Here is a 16,174-nt window from a genome sequence, read left to right as displayed (position 1 = left end):
AAATCATGGGACCGTAGGCTCGTTCGACTTCGGCCTCAATACTATCGAACCGTTAACGACCTCAATGGTAAGCACGTCGCCGACGCCTAACCCTAACTCGGCAAGTAGATCAGTTGGCAAGTCGATAATAACATCGCCACTCCCGTCCTTAGTATTTTGACATTTCACGGTCCAACGTTGGAATTTGTTCATCGTCATTCCGCAGCTATATTGAATTTATCACGAACGCTGCTCACTCCGGGGAGTAAGCCCACGGGTTTATCATGCCCAGTTGCAGCTTCAGGTCTTGAGAGTAACCTTCCCCTGCGTAGTGCATGCTCTTCAGATGTCAAGATTGCTCTGGACTGTAGAATTGACTGCGCAACTAAAGCCTATTTGGCCGTTTTGAGCTTGCGTCGCCCTTTCATACCGCCTCCGCTATTGTTGGTCTGCTCTGATCTATAAGCGCCCTAGCTCCGAAGGTCACGCTCGCCTGAAAATAAGATTCTGAAAGGCTCCAAGGTCGCATCGGTATCGTTCCGTAATGAGTAAGTAACCCCGCGGGCGACTTGGTAAACAAGAAAATGCGATCCGTCCCGGGGATCCGTAACGATCCCAGCCATCATCAGAGGCTCCATCAACCAAATAGATTGGCCATTCATGTGGGGAGGTGTAACCACTGAGCCTGCTCGCCCCAGACCCGGTTCGACTGCGCGTCGATAAACTGTTTGAGCTCTTGAGTGGTACATCATATCCATGCTGGCGTAATTTTCCCGCCCAGACCTGCGCACCACTTGGAGCTAAAACCAAGGTTAGCAGCAGCTCCTGCGCAACGAAGCTCCAAACTCGCTGCCCCTCATACGAGTCGTTAGCAACGGGTGGATCGAGAGCTATTTTGGCCCTTGGGTAGGTGGTGAACATGATAAACCTAGAAAATGAACACTATAGATTGTAGTCCTATAAGATTCGATAGCGCTTCATCGTTCCTTTTGCGGAATCAGCAAATTGGAACTCAATATCGCGTTCGGCCTAGCGCTGAAGCAGGTCAGAAGCAGTAAAAATCTTACTCAAGAGGATTTTGCTACTGTAAGCAGTCGCACGTACCTAAGCACACTGGAACGAGGCCTCAAAAGCCCTACGCTAGAAAAGGTGGACCAGCTAGCGAGGGCTCTAGACGTGCACCCCCTCACCATCCTTGTCGCCACATATGTCGGTAAAGAAAGTCATCAGGACGTTGAGGTTCTGTTTCAGAAAATCAGGGATGAGTTGTGCTCAGTAAAAACCTGAAGGGGGATGCTCATCGCCACGGAAAGGCCTATAAGCCTTTTGTTCAATAAGAATCTCAGGACTATGCCCATACGCCGGCGCCTGTGTCGAACCAACGGGCGACGGGAAGCGCTACCAGTTCCCGGCGTTTGGAACTGACCAAGAAGAGCAGGGGGAGGGGAAGGAGAGCTCCGGTAACTCGCAGCCCTTGATTCGGATGCCAAACCTCTTAAACAACGGGTCAGGTTGTCGCGTAAGGACCAGCTGAAACTCAAGGTGAATGCTGCACTTGAGTAGGAGATCGAGTCGTATTATTTCGAGCTCTATGCCAGGCGCTGGTTACCGGACACGCGTCGCGACTGGGCAAGCGTTTGTCGAACCTGGATACGGCCGATGCCATGTCGCGTATCAACGGTGATGACGTGGGATGACCACGACATCTTCCACGGCACAGATGACATGAAAATCAAATGCTGACACTTGTTACCTGGGTGAACCGGCTTGCCATCGCGAAGCGTGTCGAGCCAGTCCTGCATCGCCTTCCAGCTTCTCTCACCAAGCACCTGAGGGCGAGAGCGCTCCCTGTCGGTGAAGGTACGCCAGCCTGTCCTCGCACTGCCGCAGGTCGATGCCTATCGTCGAACTGAAGCTCCTCTCCGACCCAGTGCCGCTGCGCTTTTTCACCTGCACCAGGGTGGCGCGCTGGATCACCGGTTTGCCCCGTCCACGATACGGGGCAGGATAGTACGTCCGCCCCTAACGGAGCCCCGACAGCCTTCTTCCCGCTTGCTGGGCTCACGCAGTCGGAGCATGCCTACTACCTGTATAGTGGTCTCGGCCATTTTATCGGTCGACTACGAAAAGGCAAAGAGGGCTGAAATGAGTATGCCGAGTGAACGCACCCGAAGTGTGATCCAAACAGAAGCGTTTTTGCGTGAATTGTCAAAGAGCCGCCTCATTCCTGAGGAGTACCGTAATGAAGCAAAGCGCCTTCTGCGACATTACCCTGAGTCGTCGTTTGTCCTATTCGCCGGCAAGATGGATGACATTATCCAAAGTGCAGAACCCGGAGATTCCAGGTGGGAATTAGCCATCAACGGTTATCACCCTATGTTCACCGCGGAGATATAGCTTTAGGCCAGTTCTTTAACAAGGTCTGTCGTTTGTAATTCAGACGCGTTTGCCAAGACTCTAGTTGTCTTTGTCGATCCCGACAGGGGATATCGTGTGGAGCTCAAGCATCGAATATCCACCGCCTCGACTGGGGCCAGCTCGTCACAGTGCGGCCACGAAGGTAAGCTTTTGGCTGACTGCCATCTGTCGAAAAGGGTTGGAGTCGACCCATGCAGGAGAAAAATTTTCGGTCGAGCCAGGCTACCGATCGCACGCACGCACGCACGCTCGACGCTGACACAGTGGGTTGGACAAACTGATGTGCAGCTCCAGCGTCGCGTGGATGCTTTGCGCGGCTGAGGGATAAAAATGATACTGGGTAGGCCCCGCTCGCACCGACCCGACCATCGATTACGTCCACGTGACATTGCCGGAACGCGTTTGGATATTACCCGCAGGTCATGATGGTTGTTCCTGTCGCGAAAGGTGCACGAAAATGCCGAACAGGAGGGTGCGCTATGTTTACTGAAAATGCGCGTGAATATTTTCGTCGCCTACCGTGTACGTTTGCAAGCACTTCTCCAAAAGCACTTAGCGGATGACGAGCCGTGAAGAGAGGCTAATCAACGGCAGGTGATATACCGACGGAAAACCAGTCGCTTACCTGCCCAAGCTTACCTGCCCAACACACCATCGGGTGCCTGCTGGAGATTCTCGTGTACCGCCAGATTGACTGTGGGAATGCCCGGAACTCTCATTTGCCCTCTGGCCAGTACGAGACGCCAGACAACGCTGCGCAATAATTCGACTTCACTGGTTACGAGCTAAGGGTCCGCGGCTTGTTGATCTCACGCCGAATACGTTCGGGCAGCGAATCTAGATCTATATCCAGATAAAGGGCAAAAACTCTCAAGGAGGAGGGTAGTGAGTGCCCCCCATTCTGTCGGCAAGCTTCGCTGCCTTTTCTACGTAACGTTCTTAAGGCCGCGTTCAAGCGTACTGAGATATGTGCTGCTAACGATTCCGAAATCTTCTCGAGTCAAGCCACGGCGAAGCGGCATATTACGTTACGCAACGCAATGGCGAGCGCTTCCTTCAGTTCCATTTTGTTTAACACACAAAAGGGACGACGAGCCCTTTTTTGAGCTCTATAGAGCTACAATCTATAGCATTCATTTCGAGATAAGTTTATGTCTGCACTTCAGATTAGCGCCCACCAGTTATCGGCGACGGGTGATGAGCACAGCCCCTCGACAATGCTGATGGTCGCGGTGGCGAACGTGGCTCAGCCGGAGCAGGGCATAAAGATAGTCAAACGGTTATCCGGCCAAGATCTAATCGACCTTTTTAACGAAATAGATCGGCCTGATTCAGATAAGGCCATCGTAGGTGTCCTGCTGGCGATTCCTCCAAAACTCAACGGCTCTCCGCGATGGATCGCGGAGAACGTGTTTAATTTTGGCCGAGTTCAGCTAAGATTTGATGATGGCGCTTGCGTAGATACATATGCCTACCGGCTCGCTTCAAAAGGTGTATTCATAGACAACGCTAAGGTCGAGCCGGCAGCTATCTTGAGCTGGAGGTCACTCTACGAAACGTCCAATGCGGATGGTGACGTTGATCCGGAGCTTGTCACCCATCAAACCTGGCTGTCGGTTGTCATCACCCGAATAGTCAACGCAGTAAACCTACCAGAGGGAGAGGACACCCCGGAGTAATTGATCACGTCCCATCGGTACCGTAGCTCAATCCCAATGGAGGCTTTTGCAGATCAAGCCGGGAGAAGGGGGACGGATACCCCTGGCTTAAAAGCCTATCAACCTACACGCTGAACATCGCTGCCGCCGATACTCTACTACGAGCGCGACGTCGAAGGCTTCTTACCCAACAGCGTTCACGAGGTGCCGCCATGAAAGGAAGACGTAAAGTCAAAACGTTTAAATGGTTTTTAAAGGCGCAATTTGAGGCCGAAGCTCGGCGCATGATGGCAAATAGATCTGATGAAGCAGCTCATAGATTTCTTGATGCGGCCTCGCAATTTGGAATCGAACATGAACCTCATGGGCGCCTTGCTGGTAGTTAGCATAAGCTAATATAGCCCGGAGAGGATTGACCCAGATGCTGAAAACATCGCTGACCCAAGGCACTGCTTCATTAACCATACCAATGCTGAGCTTGAGATGATTGGTGTTGGGTCAGTGTGGCATTGGCTTGTGGACACTTCAGCGATAGCACCAACAGGCGTGCAGATTTGGCGTATATCTGAATATATCCTGCTGGCTATAAATTATAATCAGCAGGATATATGCAGGTACTTCCGCCGGTAGCTATGCATCCGCACTGCAGCGCTACCTTTGAGTTCATCACCGTAGGATGGAACCAAACCGCAATCGTGAGGTTACCGATCGAGGTTTATGGCAAGGCACTTGACAGCTTCATCGCTGGGCCTATCAATTCAGACTCATGACAATTATGGTCGATCAGGCACGCACTGGTTAGTGCACTGAATTTAGGGCACCGTGCGCAACGATTGGGGAAAGAAGTGGAGGAAAACCGGTCAGCTCATATTGGCCCTGAACCCTTCGCCTGCAAACCCCGAGAGCACATGTAATCGACCTTGAGGAAATACTGGTTGCTATGAAAGATCACTATGGACACCACTCTGCGAATCGCCATGCTTTTAGAGGAAGGCAAGCAACGAATTATATCTTTCGGGGACTGGCTGACAGTTGAAATGTAGCGGGCGAGTGACGTCTTGGACGATTGAAGAACTGAAGGCTGAGGTTTACAGCTTGAGAAGTGAAGGTCGAATTTTTACTACCATTGCGTCTTAAGTTCATACCCAGAACTAATTCCGCAATGTAAATAGCGACGCCCTGTATTTTCAGCGCATAGGGGTCTCCCAATTTCCGCCAATCCTCAAAGGCAGAAATTTGGCCTAAGGAGGAGGGCAGTCGTCAGCCTCAGCAAAGGAGTAACTGGCTGTGCTTAAAAGATTTTCGCACATGTTAGCGCTGCTGTAGCTCGCAGCTCCCACCACAATGAGACGATCCTCAACACCAGCGAGGTGGGGTAACAGAGAGGGTTTCTTGTCGGATCCAGATCGTCTTTACGATGACTGATGGGACATAAGTGTATGAATTACAAGATCATTGAACAAGCTGTTCACAGGCAAGTAAACCCCGAAACTGTGAAGGTTCCACGGGTGACTTCCGAGTGATATTGAGTGCGGAAGTAATTGTTGGATGCGGTATTAAATATGGAAGCAATGAGAAGAATGTATGAGTTTTAGGTAAGGAACGATCTGATGCGAAGTCCGGATATGCATTCAGTAGCACACGTTTTGGACCATCAGAGGCATTCCCTCATGCACCCCAATTCTTGAGGAGGCTGGAAGTTGATTATGAGAAAACCCGATCAAATATAAGGTTTGGCGACTTGTCAGTAATTATCGAAAGCTGAGTGTGTCCAGGAAGTAAAAGATTGGTCTCGCGTTTGGGAGGAAGGAAAGAAACGAATCTGTATAAGCGCTAAAGTAAAAAATTGGTGCGGTGTGAGCTATGAGATCAACGCGGGATATGCAGCCCAGAGCCCGGAAGCAAGTTGTTGGTCTTGTGTAAAGCGCATCGGTTCTAACGATTACTTCACGTTTCAGACCTAGAATTGCTTCCGAGCACTCCAGTATCAGGAGTGGCGTTGCCTCTGCACTGCGCCTTGATGCGTAATCTCGGTATCGCCTTTACAGAGATCTGCGATTTGGAGAAGCTGGCTAAAAGTTGCGCTGATGATAGGCAATATACGTTTCTTTATGTGGCGGCACCGCTTAAAGTGCATCGCGCTACCGGGTCACCGGTCAATCCGGTAGTGATTAAATAGTCATGTGTGCTGGGGCAGGCTTACTCCTGCCTTAGCATAAATCAAGCACATTGCTTAAAGCCATTTACGTCAAGGGGTATCGCAGTATAGGCGGGGAGGAGGGTAGCTCCGACGAGGCACAACTGATTTTCATACGACAGTTCATAAGTCTCTTCGATTGCTGAAGTTCCACGTCTTCGCGTTTTTATATACATAAACTTAATTGTGCTGATCCAAGGGCTGGTAAGCACACGTCCTCAATCGCGGTGCTCTGTTAGAGGTGAGTCAAGTTTCGCGCAAATTGGTTACCCCATCGTTGATAGCCTCTACTATGAACTGGGAACCCGGCCGGATAAGCACCTCTCGTTCTGCCTGCTCCCTTGTGAGAGCGCCGAGGTATCGTGCTTGTGATGTTGGTCGAAACAGGAGTCGAGCGCGGCCATTGCTGCGATGCTCCCAGCCATCAGGGGCACAGCCCATAAAACTCTTTAGCTCGATGATTTCGCCGACCTTGAGGTTATCCCAGCTGTCGTCCTTGGAGTAATGAATGAAATCCCGATCTGGGAGAGGTAACAGGTCCCAATCGGTAAAGAAATCACTGATTTTTTGCCGAGCTCCCTCGTCCAGCGTGTTATTTTCTTGTCCTTCACGGATATCCATGTAATCCCCGCCGGTCCAGATATCAATCAGGCAATGAAGCTTCGGTCTTAAGTAGCCAAGAATTCCGAGGCTCTGATTCTCCCGACCTGGACGTTGCCTAGTCAGTTCTTCTATCAGCGTTTTAGCGTCAGCACCTGATAGGTTTGCCAGTGGGGAAAGCAGTTCTTCTTCATCATCCTGACCAAGATGTATGGATAGCGCTGCAAAAGTATATTCCATTATCTATTCCATTCATCTGGCTTAAGGTTGCTGCACGGCTGGTGCCCGAGGCTACTACGGGTGACAGCCGGGCGGAAAGAGGAAGTTTGTGGGGTGATGGCAGCCAGCTCATTATCATAAACATCCTGTTTAACATAATATACATTACACGTAACTAGGTATTTCAGTTTCTGCCCGGTTATCCAGCGGATTTGAAGCCAGCAACACCTGCTAACATCAGCCAGGGTTCCTAATCGAATGCATGCAAGCGACCCGGTCCTAAAATCCGGTTCGACCAAGATTGATCAAGGAGCCAAAGCAAAGCTGACAAACAACGCAATTGATACGCTGCTGTGGCCACCTTACTCCCGGGCAATATTTATAGGATTATTTGTTTGGTCCTCCGCAGGCAACAAATTCCAGCGTGTGACAAAAGCACGCTTGATACTCGGTGCCAGCCCCGCCAGTACCACAACACTGAGCGCGAATCCCCAAAACTTCATCAGCGTAAACAGCCCCAGCATGCCGCTCATGTTAGTGACGCTATGGCCATCGAGCACCGACAATAACGTGAAGTTTTCAGCATAGTCGCTCAATCCGGTGACCAGCGGGACAACAATCAACACCCAGATCCACCAACGTTTCGCGCACCCGACTTTGTAGCCGAGCAGCAAGGTAATTACGTATAGCAATACGAAGAAGTTATCCAACACGATGCGCCATATCGCTAAAGATCCCCATGGTCCTGAGGGTGTCACGTTGCTTAGAAGTGGCTTGATAAGGTTCACGCAACTTGCCAAATTCCAGCAGAATTGATTGGAGGCGTTAAACACCGTCCGGTCCAGAAGCATCAGGGTCACTCCGACAAGTGTTGTGGCCAGCAACATTTCCAGGAACAGATCGATCAGCGAATCATTGCGTCCCGGACGCTGACTGGCCGGGATATGGCGCAACCAGCCGATAAAGTCGGTGAAGTGCCCTCGCCCCTCCTCTCCCTGCCTCCTGCGAATCGGAAACCTGGCGGGCCGGCGGATGGGTAGCAGTCGTTGTACATTGGGGTCATCCAGGCAACGATCGCCAATTAGCTTGCCCAGGCGCCGGAAGCTTTCAAACTGACTCTCGTCAAAAAACTGATCGACCGTTGTCTGGTGCGGGAAAGTCGAGTTCTGGATGGCGTAGTTCAGTACATCCGCCGGTTCATCGCGCAGCGCGGCCAGACTGGATTTGATTAGCACCAGGGTGCCATTTTTCTGCGCATCGTAATGAATAGTGCCGGTAATGAACCCTTGGGTGCATAAGGTTTTGGCATCCCCGCGAAAATCGTTGAGCTGGCTGAAGCTGATATCAACCCCCAGATCGACTCGACATTTGCGAATGGTGTCGGCCAGATCGGTCATCTCACGCTGCTCATCCGCGCTAGCATCGACGGCAAAGATAACGGAGCAGCGCCGGCGCACCAGTTCGTAAATGCCCAGATTGTCGAAATGGCCGCCATCGGACAGATAAACGTAACGGCTGCGCTCATCGCTCATGCCGAGCAGTTCATATAATAGGGCGAGCAGCCCCAGCCGCGGGCTGGGTGAATACCAGCGTGACTGCGCCGGATTGGGGCTCCAGCGTCCCAGCCGGATGTTGAACAGAGTCAGGACGAATGCCAGCATCGGTAGACTGGCGCGACCCATGTTCGGGCTGACGGCCGCGCCTGACGTGGCCAGAGCCATGCCCAGGGTGAAACCTTTCTCTTCCTGATCCCTTGCGGCATAGGCTTCAGTGGGACGGTAGGCCGGATCTGCGGCGCCATCGCGGTGCAGCGAGGTCGTGTCGCCCTGAGTCCGTTCCAATGAATAACCGCAAAACAATGGTGTAAATACGAACGAAGCTGCTTTGCGTTCCTGCCAGGCCAGGTCCGCCCCCTGGGTGATATTCAGGGTGGTGTTGATGATATGCAGGGGAAGTTGAGGCGCGATCTTCTTGCCGTTGGTGCCCCTGCTCAGCACATGCAAGGAGAGATCATCGTCATCATCCAGACCAACGAAAGGCTGTTCATTACGCAGGTTCTGGTTACTCGCCCCGAGATAGCACCTGACCAGACGGTTCTTGTACATGTTGTGCAAGGAGAATTTATTGATATCGACCCGCCAGGCGAACAACAGCGTCACGAAGAGCAAGATACCAATGGCCAGTACGAAGATGGGGATGCCAGCTGTCGTCGGATTGTTCCCTGTCAACGACTCAATGGCGGGCACATTGTTTTGGAACAACGTCCAGATGCCCGGAAGTTTCTGCTCCTCCGCAGGCGCTTGACTCGAGCTGGCGACAATTGCAAACAAGACTTTCTGGGTAGCCGCTGCTGCAAAAAAAACCAGCCCCACGACAAAGGTCGTTGAGGCGACGTTCAGGAGACGGTCGACTCTCAGCTGTTTCTTCATCGAGGCCGACTCGGGGCGGCGTAAGAATATCGACACCAATAAAGTACCGATCCAGCCTGTGCCTAACAGGCCAATCCAGTCACCCATGCGGCTCTGCAGCCATTCCAGCAGCGGTAATGAAAAGAACGTCAGCAGGCACCAAATCGCCCAGCCGAAGGCTATCATCATTAGCCAGGCGTTGAGACGGCTCCACCACTCACGACTGCGCTCGAAGAAGGCGCGGCCGACCATTCCGGTATAGATGGAAGTGGTGACGCCCAGGGCAGCAAGAAAAATCGGCACGCCCAAACACAGCAAAACGATTTTGTGCCCGACCGTCACCGGTTCTCCCAGCGCCAACAAGTGACTGGCAGCGGCCAGTACCAGTATGCCCGAAACCAACCCCACGCCGCCGGCCATACACAGCACCGCGGCATCGCGCAGCAGCAGTCGCAATGGCTTGCCCTCGGCCAGCTCGGCCAACATCCAGGTCAACAACAACGCCAATAGCAAACCGGCTAAATAGCGCCCGGCAGACAAGGCGGTATTCCAAACGGGATCAATACTGGTCCACCAGACGACCGCAAAAACTGACGACACTGTCCCTGGGACAATAACAGTCAGCACCACTCCCGGTATGGAGATCAACCAGTTACGCCGGCGATTGATCGGCAATCCCTGGTGCCAGAGGTTGTAGCCGATGCAGAAGACAAAAAACAATCCACCCCAGGCCGCCGCGAAGCCGAAGACATTAGCGTATGGAGTTGCGAAGTCGTAGGCTCGGAGTAATGCATATGGCAAGGAGAACAATAAAGCGAAGAAACCAAGAAGGATGACCAGATTGAGCATGACATTGCGCAACCAAGTGGCGAGCAAGGTCAGTGTGTCCATCGATAGCATACCGACCCGGGGGGTGAGGTAGTTGCTGTAACGCCTGAGCCAGACGATCTCCGCAGGCTCCGAGGATGCTGGGGCTTTTTCGGTGTTGACGTTGTCCGCCTTGGCCAAGCTCTTCTGAACATCGGCCAAGCCTTTGCGATAAATCCAGGCACTCAGCCAGCTACCGATATAGCCGCCGCCCGAGACCGTAGACAAATAGTCGAACGAGGCCAGTCTTTTTCTGCCGGCCAATGCCTGAAGCACGCCGAGACAGAACGTAGCGCTGCGGATACCGCCGCCAGAAAAAGCCAGGCCGATGGACTCCCGGGTTTTACGCAAGGTTTGCCCATCCGTTTGCCCACCTTTGGTATAAAAGGCCGATCGGGGATGGCGGGATAAAGCAGCGGCCTCGGCATCGAGTGCCGCCTGCAACTTCAGCGCCTCGCTGGAGGGTTGGGTATTTTCGGGTGGCGGGTTTTCCTGCTCGACCGTCATGGCGTCTCTCCTCAAGAAATCAATCGCACGCAAAGCGTGGTTCTAACTCATCCGAGTTTTGACTTCCTGAGCGACAATTCGCACGACAACCTGAACAAAGACGAGGCCGATGGTGTAGCGGTAACTGAAGAGACTGTAGACAGCCCTGATGACCTTCGCCAGCGATGTTGGATAAGTACCTTGCAGTTCCATGGCGGGAGCGAATGGCTGAGGCCAGACGTTCGGGTATCAATCAAAATCGAGTCGATCCCACGTCTGTTAATAACTGGCGCCTCTCCACCCTTCGCCACCTCAGAAAATCAATGTGCCAGCCCTATCAAGTTTTATTTGCACTGAGGGCTTCAAACTGGCGTTGGATTTCAGACCATGAATACTCTTCCGATAGGACTGCTAACAACGGAACCGAAAGCTGTTTCACTTCAGGCCATAAAGCTTGGCCATTATCGAGCTGGTCAAGTAGTTTCTTTTCAACTACCCAAGCCCCAATTTTAGTTTTTTTCTGCAACAGGACTTCGAAAACACCTTTGGTATTTTTATGACCGCCCCCGCTACCTTGGAGTGCAAGACGTCCCCGAGTAAAGACGAACCACTCTCCTGTATTTCCGGATTCGAGTACGTAACTTGGAAGGTTGTAGGCAGAGCTTGGACTGTCTTCGACCAACAGATAGACGATTGGGTTGTCGACGTAAGCCAAGAGCTTTTCAAGATCATAGACGGCGTCAAACGTTTTGAATCTACGCGGTTTGACCAGAGGGGCCTCAACGATCTCCTTGCGCTCAGTTGTCTGCCCCAACGCGCCTGGCTGCGGTTCATTTTCCTGCTTGCCGAAAATAAGAGCGTCAACTCGATTGCCGAGGACATTCTTAAAGATGTCCCAGAGCAATGATGAGAATGGATCCATGTAAGTTCTCCTACAGTGAAATTGATCTGTTCGGTAGCCCAGCCAAGGGCAAGATTATGCGAAAAAAAGGCAGACGGTCCGGCAGTAGCAGCGAATTATTTACTTGCTAACACCGAGAGTGCGGCTAACGCTGCAGACACAGCAGAGAGAATCGCCGCTTGCGAGTTTAATTTCAAAGACATGCTCAGGGCCGTCTTGAAAGCCTCGGAGTTTGTATTAGTAGCTAGATTCAGGGCCTCCTGCGCATTGGCAGAAAGATGCCAAACCAACGCCGCGATGACTGCGACTATTGCGCTCACAAGAGCAAGGGGTTTACTACTGGCTTCGAAAAAGTCTTTCATCTGAATATCCTATTCTAAATTATCGTTAGCCAACACAGAGGTGGCGCTTGTAATAGATGGCACATCGCTACCTAGTATGAGCGTTACCCTTCTCAATAGCAAAGTCAAGCCAATGCCAGTTGTGCTCACACTCATCGAACTGATGGTCGCGAGCAAGCCGCTGACAAACCGCGATACAGGTCACAGCGGGTGGCGGACTCCCGGCCTTGAAGGTACCTTCTCGATGACATCTAACAATTTGAAAGGAGCCGTGACGGTGAGTGTCGATATCGATTGCGTAGTCGTGGGTGCGGGTGTCGTCGGGCTTGCCATCGCGCGGGAAATGGCCTTGGCAGGTCACGAAGTCCTGGTGATTGAAAGTGGGGCGGCAATCGGTATTGGCATAAGCTCGCGTAATTCGGAGGTCATCCACGCGGGGATTTATTACCCGCCCGGAAGCTTGAAAGCCCGGCTGTGCGTCGAGGGCAGACAGGCACTTTACGAGTATTGCGATAGCCACGGTGTCAGTACGCGCAGAATTGGAAAGCTGATCGTCGCCAACACTGACGCGCAGGTAGATCAGCTTCGGTTCTTGCTCAAGCGAGGGCATGAAAACGGTGTGGATGATCTATGTCTGCTTGATCGTAATCAAGCCATGGCGCTGGAGCCTGCGCTTGAATGCATCGCTGCGTTGTATTCACCTTCGACCGGCATCGTCGACTCCCATGCGCTGATGTTGGCGTTGCAAGGGGACGCCGAGGCAGCCGGCACCAGCATCGCGTTCCATGCCCCGTTCCTCGGTGCAAAGGTGACCGCGGACGGTTTTCTCCTTCATGTGGGTGGGGAAGCTCCCATGGAGCTTGCATGCCGCCGGCTAATCAATGCCGCGGGCCTTCATGCGCCGGCATTGGCACGGCGAATAGACGGATTGCCGTCTGACGCGGTGCCCCGTGACTATTTGTGCAAGGGCAGTTACTTCAACGTGTCCAGACGCGCGCCCTTCACCCATCTGATTTACCCGGCGCCGGAAGCCGATGGTCTCGGGGTGCACATGACCCTCGACTTGGGCGGACAAGCACGCTTTGGTCCAGATACCGAATGGGTCGAAACCGAGGACTACCAAGTCAATCCGGCTCGCGCAGACAGTTTCTATGCGGCCATTCGCAGCTACTGGCCCGACTTGCCGGACGGTAGCCTGCAACCGGGCTATAGCGGGATTCGCCCGAAGATCTCGGCGCCTGGCGAGCCAGCCCGCGATTTTATGATCAGCAGCCAGCGCGAGCATGACGTCCCGGGGCTGATCAATTTGTTTGGCATAGAGTCTCCCGGACTGACGTCATGCCTGGCCATTGCCAAGCACGTACGTGAGCTGATTGAACGGCGTCACGCTTAACCAGGCTTGCTCCACTCCCCCACCATTGCCTCATAAACCTCTCGGCAAGCGAACTCCGCCGAAACCTTCGCATCGGCAAAAACCTGATCGCCTGCTGACGTGAGGCAGGCGTAGCCTACACGCGCATCCCGTGGGTCACTTTGGCGAGACACCAAGCCTATTTTTTCAAGCGGCAGCAGGGATTTGGTGACCGCCGATGCCGTCAGCCCCATGTGATCAGCCAGGTCCGCTCGCCGCAGCCGAGCATTGTGTGCATGTTTCAAGTGGTACAGGATCATGAAATCGCTGAAGCTCAGGCCGTGCACGGCAGAGAGCTTGGCATCCACTCGCCGTGCGGCTGAGGTGTAGGCGCGTGAGAAACGAACACAGCGGTCGAGTATCGAGCCGTTCGCGGCAGGTGCGGTAGATTCGTTGTCAGACATTGCAGCATTGCTCCAATTCTTGTGGAGAAGGACTTTCAAATCGGGAATCCATGAAATCAAACATGGGCCCCGTTACCTCGAAAGCGTAGGTCTCGCCTTTTTCACTATTCCTTTGCATGACCCGCTCACGCCGCAGTTGGGGTGTAGCATCGATGAAATAGCTGGACACCTGATAGCCAGCTTGTCCGGCCAACAAACGAATGCGTGTGCGATCAGCTTCAGTCATGAAGCCTTGATCAAGCACGACGTCGCGCCCTGCTCCCAGAACTTGTAGAGCCGTCTTCCATATATGGGCTTCACAGCGTTGTACACGGGCCATGATCCACGCCAGGTTCATGGGCTTCGGCAAGTCCGGGCCATAAAGCTCGTTCATCCACTCATCGATGGAGAAGCGTACGCCGGTCACTTCGGCATTCAGCTGCCTGGCGAACGTCGACTTCCCTGCCCCCAAAGGGCCAAAAACCATATGGACTGATTGCATGATTTTCTACTTTCTAGATACTTGAACGCTACAGTATCGAGAAATAAGACTGACGTAACCTGTGGTCGACGAACGGCCGAAGTTACCCGAACATGAAATGAGGCAGCCGATATCCCCTCAGCCTACTTTCCTCCAGTCACATCCAGGAAGGTTCCCGTCACAAACGAAGCCTGCTCCCCCGCCAACCAGAGAATGGCCCGCGCGACCTCCTCCGGCTGGCCACCGCGCCCCATGGGAATCGTATCCTTCACCCGATCGACTCTGCCCGGCTCTCCCCCGCTCGCATGCATTTCGGTATAGATATGCCCGGGTCGAACGCAATTGACCCGAATACCTTCCCGGGCCACTTCCTTGGCATAACCGGTCGTGAACGTTTCGACCGCGCCCTTGGAGGCTGCGTAGTCCACATATTCATTCGGGCTACCGAGACGGGCTGACGCCGAGGAGACATTGACGACGGCACCGCCACGCCCGCCATAACGATAGGCCATGCGCCGGGTAGCCTGCTGCGCGCAAAGCATCGGGCCCAAGGTGTTCACCGCGAATATTCGCTGCATGCGCTCGAAGCCAAGATCCTCCAAGCGAGACTGCTGGGCGAGTATCGAGGCGTTGTTGACCAGCACATCGATTCGCCCGAAGTGCAAATCAAGGGTGGCGAACAGTTCGGCGACCTGTGCTGGATCGGCGTTATCGGCACGTACTGCCAAGGCACGGGCGCCCTTGGCCTCGACCTTCGCGGCCACCGCCAACGCCGACGCTTCATCGGCGATATAGGTCAGCGCGACGTCGTAACCTTGCTCAGCAGCCAGTATGGCCGTCGCCGCCCCGATCCCGCGCCCGCCTCCGGTGATCAGGATCACGGGTTTTTGCGAACGTTCATTCATGGTCAATCCTCACGACTGGATGAAAAAACAACGTCAGCCGATGACCAGCGTACCGAGGGCAATGACGGCACAGGCCAGCAGCTTGCGCAAGGTCAATGCCTCGCCAAGAAAGACGTACCCGATCAACGCGGCGAACATGACGCTGGTTTCTCGCAACGCAGACACCGCGCCCATCGGTGCATGAGCCATGGCGTAGATCACAACCCCGTAGGCCAATAACGAAACCAGCCCGCCAGCGACGGCCACAGCGAACCCTGGGCGCAGGGCAAAGAGGCTTTGAGTGTCTCGCAGCCCGATATAAACCATGGGCATCATCACGCCCCACAACAGGCACATCCAGGCGGTGTAGGCCATCGGCGCCTCGGAGAGGCGAACACCAATGCCATCGACAACGCTGTAGGCGGCGATGAAAAAACCGGTTCCCAGTGCGTAGGGCAAGTTGGGCAACGTCCGCCGACGCCTGGTAAAGGCCAGCGATAGGATTCCAGTCGACACCAACGTAATCCCCAGCAGTCCACTCGGCGCCACCCGCTCACCGGCGAACAGCGAAGCGGCCAGGACAATCAGGATCGGAGAGACACCGCGGGCGATGGGATAGGTTTGGCCGAGATCCCCGGACTTGTAACTGCGCACCAGGAACAGGTTGTAGCCCACGTGCAATACCGTGGAAAGGCCGGCGTAAAACCAACTTGCACGGGCGGGCGGCGCCAGTAGCGTCGCCACGATGGCGCTCGCCACGGCGATCGCCATGCACATGATGGTCATGGACCACAAACGGTCGGTGCCCCCGCGCAGCATGGCATTCCAGCTGGCGTGCAGCAGCGCGGCGAACAAGACGAGGCAGATGATGTGTAAGGGCATGCATCATCCTAGACCGCTAAAGTAGCGCTATAGAAGCAAAGTCTCTTCATCCGCGCATG

At 53.7% G+C, this 16,174-nt stretch carries 14 protein-coding genes and 1 pseudogene; 6 read left to right on the top strand and 9 right to left on the bottom strand.

Features of this window, described 5'->3' with window-relative positions:
• Positions 1–3 precede the first annotated feature (3 nt).
• The gene (locus J3P88_RS16445; protein WP_434570266.1) at positions 4–192 is read right to left on the bottom strand and encodes an AbrB/MazE/SpoVT family DNA-binding domain-containing protein; all 189 of its coding nucleotides are present in this window, start codon (positions 190–192) and stop codon (positions 4–6) included.
• A 792-nt stretch (positions 193–984) separates the two neighbouring features.
• On the opposite strand from J3P88_RS16445, the gene J3P88_RS16440 reads away from it, so the two are divergent.
• The 5 genes and pseudogenes from J3P88_RS16440 to J3P88_RS16420 all read left to right on the top strand — a co-directional run.
• Complete coding sequence (locus J3P88_RS16440) at positions 985–1,266, top strand: helix-turn-helix domain-containing protein (protein WP_434570264.1); 282 nt, start codon at positions 985–987, stop codon at positions 1,264–1,266.
• A gap of 858 nt (positions 1,267–2,124) precedes the next feature.
• A complete protein-coding gene (locus J3P88_RS16435; RefSeq protein WP_434570262.1) occupies positions 2,125–2,376 on the top strand; it encodes a BPSL0761 family protein in 252 nt (83 codons plus the stop codon).
• 1,172 nt (positions 2,377–3,548) lie between these two features.
• Positions 3,549–4,076 carry a hypothetical protein gene (locus J3P88_RS16430; RefSeq protein ID WP_434570260.1) on the top strand — a complete coding sequence of 176 codons (528 nt, stop codon included), beginning with the start codon at positions 3,549–3,551 and terminating at the stop codon, positions 4,074–4,076.
• A gap of 191 nt (positions 4,077–4,267) precedes the next feature.
• Positions 4,268–4,441, top strand: a complete 174-nt coding sequence (locus J3P88_RS16425) for a hypothetical protein (RefSeq protein ID WP_434570259.1) — start codon at positions 4,268–4,270, stop codon at positions 4,439–4,441.
• 1,595 nt (positions 4,442–6,036) lie between these two features.
• Positions 6,037–6,234, top strand: a pseudogene (locus tag J3P88_RS16420) (cyclase family protein); the annotation flags it as partial.
• A gap of 264 nt (positions 6,235–6,498) precedes the next feature.
• On the opposite strand, the gene J3P88_RS16415 reads toward J3P88_RS16420, so the two are convergent.
• The 4 genes from J3P88_RS16415 to J3P88_RS16400 all read right to left on the bottom strand — a co-directional run bounded on the left by J3P88_RS16415 (position 6,499) and on the right by J3P88_RS16400 (position 12,095).
• Positions 6,499–7,092 carry a hypothetical protein gene (locus J3P88_RS16415; RefSeq protein ID WP_434570257.1) on the bottom strand — a complete coding sequence of 198 codons (594 nt, stop codon included), beginning with the start codon at positions 7,090–7,092 and terminating at the stop codon, positions 6,499–6,501.
• A gap of 341 nt (positions 7,093–7,433) precedes the next feature.
• On the bottom strand, positions 7,434–10,853 hold the full coding sequence (locus J3P88_RS16410) for a patatin-like phospholipase family protein (protein ID WP_434570255.1): 3,420 nt from the start codon (positions 10,851–10,853) through the stop codon (positions 7,434–7,436).
• Positions 10,854–11,169: 316 nt separating this feature from the next.
• Complete coding sequence (locus J3P88_RS16405; RefSeq protein ID WP_434570253.1) at positions 11,170–11,754, bottom strand: hypothetical protein; 585 nt, start codon at positions 11,752–11,754, stop codon at positions 11,170–11,172.
• 95 nt (positions 11,755–11,849) lie between these two features.
• On the bottom strand, positions 11,850–12,095 hold the full coding sequence (locus J3P88_RS16400; RefSeq protein ID WP_434570251.1) for a hypothetical protein: 246 nt from the start codon (positions 12,093–12,095) through the stop codon (positions 11,850–11,852).
• Between the two features lie 256 nt (positions 12,096–12,351).
• Between J3P88_RS16400 and J3P88_RS16395 the strand changes: the two genes are divergently transcribed.
• The gene (locus J3P88_RS16395; protein WP_434576496.1) at positions 12,352–13,467 is read left to right on the top strand and encodes an NAD(P)/FAD-dependent oxidoreductase; all 1,116 of its coding nucleotides are present in this window, start codon (positions 12,352–12,354) and stop codon (positions 13,465–13,467) included.
• On the opposite strand, the gene J3P88_RS16390 is transcribed toward J3P88_RS16395, so the two are convergent.
• The 4 genes from J3P88_RS16390 to J3P88_RS16375 all read right to left on the bottom strand — a co-directional run bounded on the left by J3P88_RS16390 (position 13,464) and on the right by J3P88_RS16375 (position 16,115).
• Positions 13,464–13,889 (bottom strand): MarR family winged helix-turn-helix transcriptional regulator, encoded by a 426-nt coding sequence (locus tag J3P88_RS16390; RefSeq protein ID WP_186705607.1) that lies wholly within the window; start codon positions 13,887–13,889, stop codon positions 13,464–13,466. The two genes, J3P88_RS16395 and J3P88_RS16390, sit on opposite strands and share 4 nt — an antisense overlap.
• Entirely contained in the window at positions 13,882–14,370 is a 489-nt protein-coding gene (locus J3P88_RS16385) for an AAA family ATPase (RefSeq protein WP_434570249.1), read from the bottom strand. The genes J3P88_RS16390 and J3P88_RS16385 overlap by 8 nt, the downstream gene beginning before the upstream one ends.
• 122 nt (positions 14,371–14,492) lie before the next feature.
• Positions 14,493–15,254 carry an SDR family oxidoreductase gene (locus J3P88_RS16380; RefSeq protein WP_434570247.1) on the bottom strand — a complete coding sequence of 254 codons (762 nt, stop codon included), beginning with the start codon at positions 15,252–15,254 and terminating at the stop codon, positions 14,493–14,495.
• Between the two features lie 33 nt (positions 15,255–15,287).
• The gene (locus J3P88_RS16375) at positions 15,288–16,115 is read right to left on the bottom strand and encodes an EamA family transporter (protein ID WP_434570245.1); all 828 of its coding nucleotides are present in this window, start codon (positions 16,113–16,115) and stop codon (positions 15,288–15,290) included.
• Between the last annotated feature and the right edge of the window lie 59 nt (positions 16,116–16,174).

Source organism: Pseudomonas sp. Z3-6 (assembly GCF_051131985.1).
In the GTDB taxonomy this organism is placed as follows: domain Bacteria; phylum Pseudomonadota; class Gammaproteobacteria; order Pseudomonadales; family Pseudomonadaceae; genus Aquipseudomonas; species Aquipseudomonas zanjanensis.
The sequence above is the reverse complement of the archived record's forward strand: the minus strand, read 5'-3'. Positions and strand labels throughout refer to the sequence as shown.

Bases quoted from the DNA above. Each gene is read 5' to 3' on its own strand.
- J3P88_RS16425 (WP_434570259.1), top strand. From the start codon at position 4,268: ATGAAAGGAAGACGTAAAGTCAAAACGTTTAAATGGTTTTTAAAGGCG.
- J3P88_RS16410 (WP_434570255.1), bottom strand. From the start codon at position 10,853: ATGACGGTCGAGCAGGAAAACCCGCCACCCGAAAATACCCAACCCTCC.
- J3P88_RS16375 (WP_434570245.1), bottom strand. From the start codon at position 16,115: ATGCCCTTACACATCATCTGCCTCGTCTTGTTCGCCGCGCTGCTGCAC.
- J3P88_RS16445 (WP_434570266.1), bottom strand. From the start codon at position 192: ATGAACAAATTCCAACGTTGGACCGTGAAATGTCAAAATACTAAGGAC.
- J3P88_RS16405 (WP_434570253.1), bottom strand. From the start codon at position 11,754: ATGGATCCATTCTCATCATTGCTCTGGGACATCTTTAAGAATGTCCTC.
- J3P88_RS16430 (WP_434570260.1), top strand. From the start codon at position 3,549: ATGTCTGCACTTCAGATTAGCGCCCACCAGTTATCGGCGACGGGTGAT.
- J3P88_RS16390 (WP_186705607.1), bottom strand. From the start codon at position 13,889: ATGTCTGACAACGAATCTACCGCACCTGCCGCGAACGGCTCGATACTC.
- J3P88_RS16385 (WP_434570249.1), bottom strand. From the start codon at position 14,370: ATGCAATCAGTCCATATGGTTTTTGGCCCTTTGGGGGCAGGGAAGTCG.
- J3P88_RS16415 (WP_434570257.1), bottom strand. From the start codon at position 7,092: ATGGAATATACTTTTGCAGCGCTATCCATACATCTTGGTCAGGATGAT.
- J3P88_RS16380 (WP_434570247.1), bottom strand. From the start codon at position 15,254: ATGAATGAACGTTCGCAAAAACCCGTGATCCTGATCACCGGAGGCGGG.
- J3P88_RS16435 (WP_434570262.1), top strand. From the start codon at position 2,125: ATGAGTATGCCGAGTGAACGCACCCGAAGTGTGATCCAAACAGAAGCG.
- J3P88_RS16400 (WP_434570251.1), bottom strand. From the start codon at position 12,095: ATGAAAGACTTTTTCGAAGCCAGTAGTAAACCCCTTGCTCTTGTGAGC.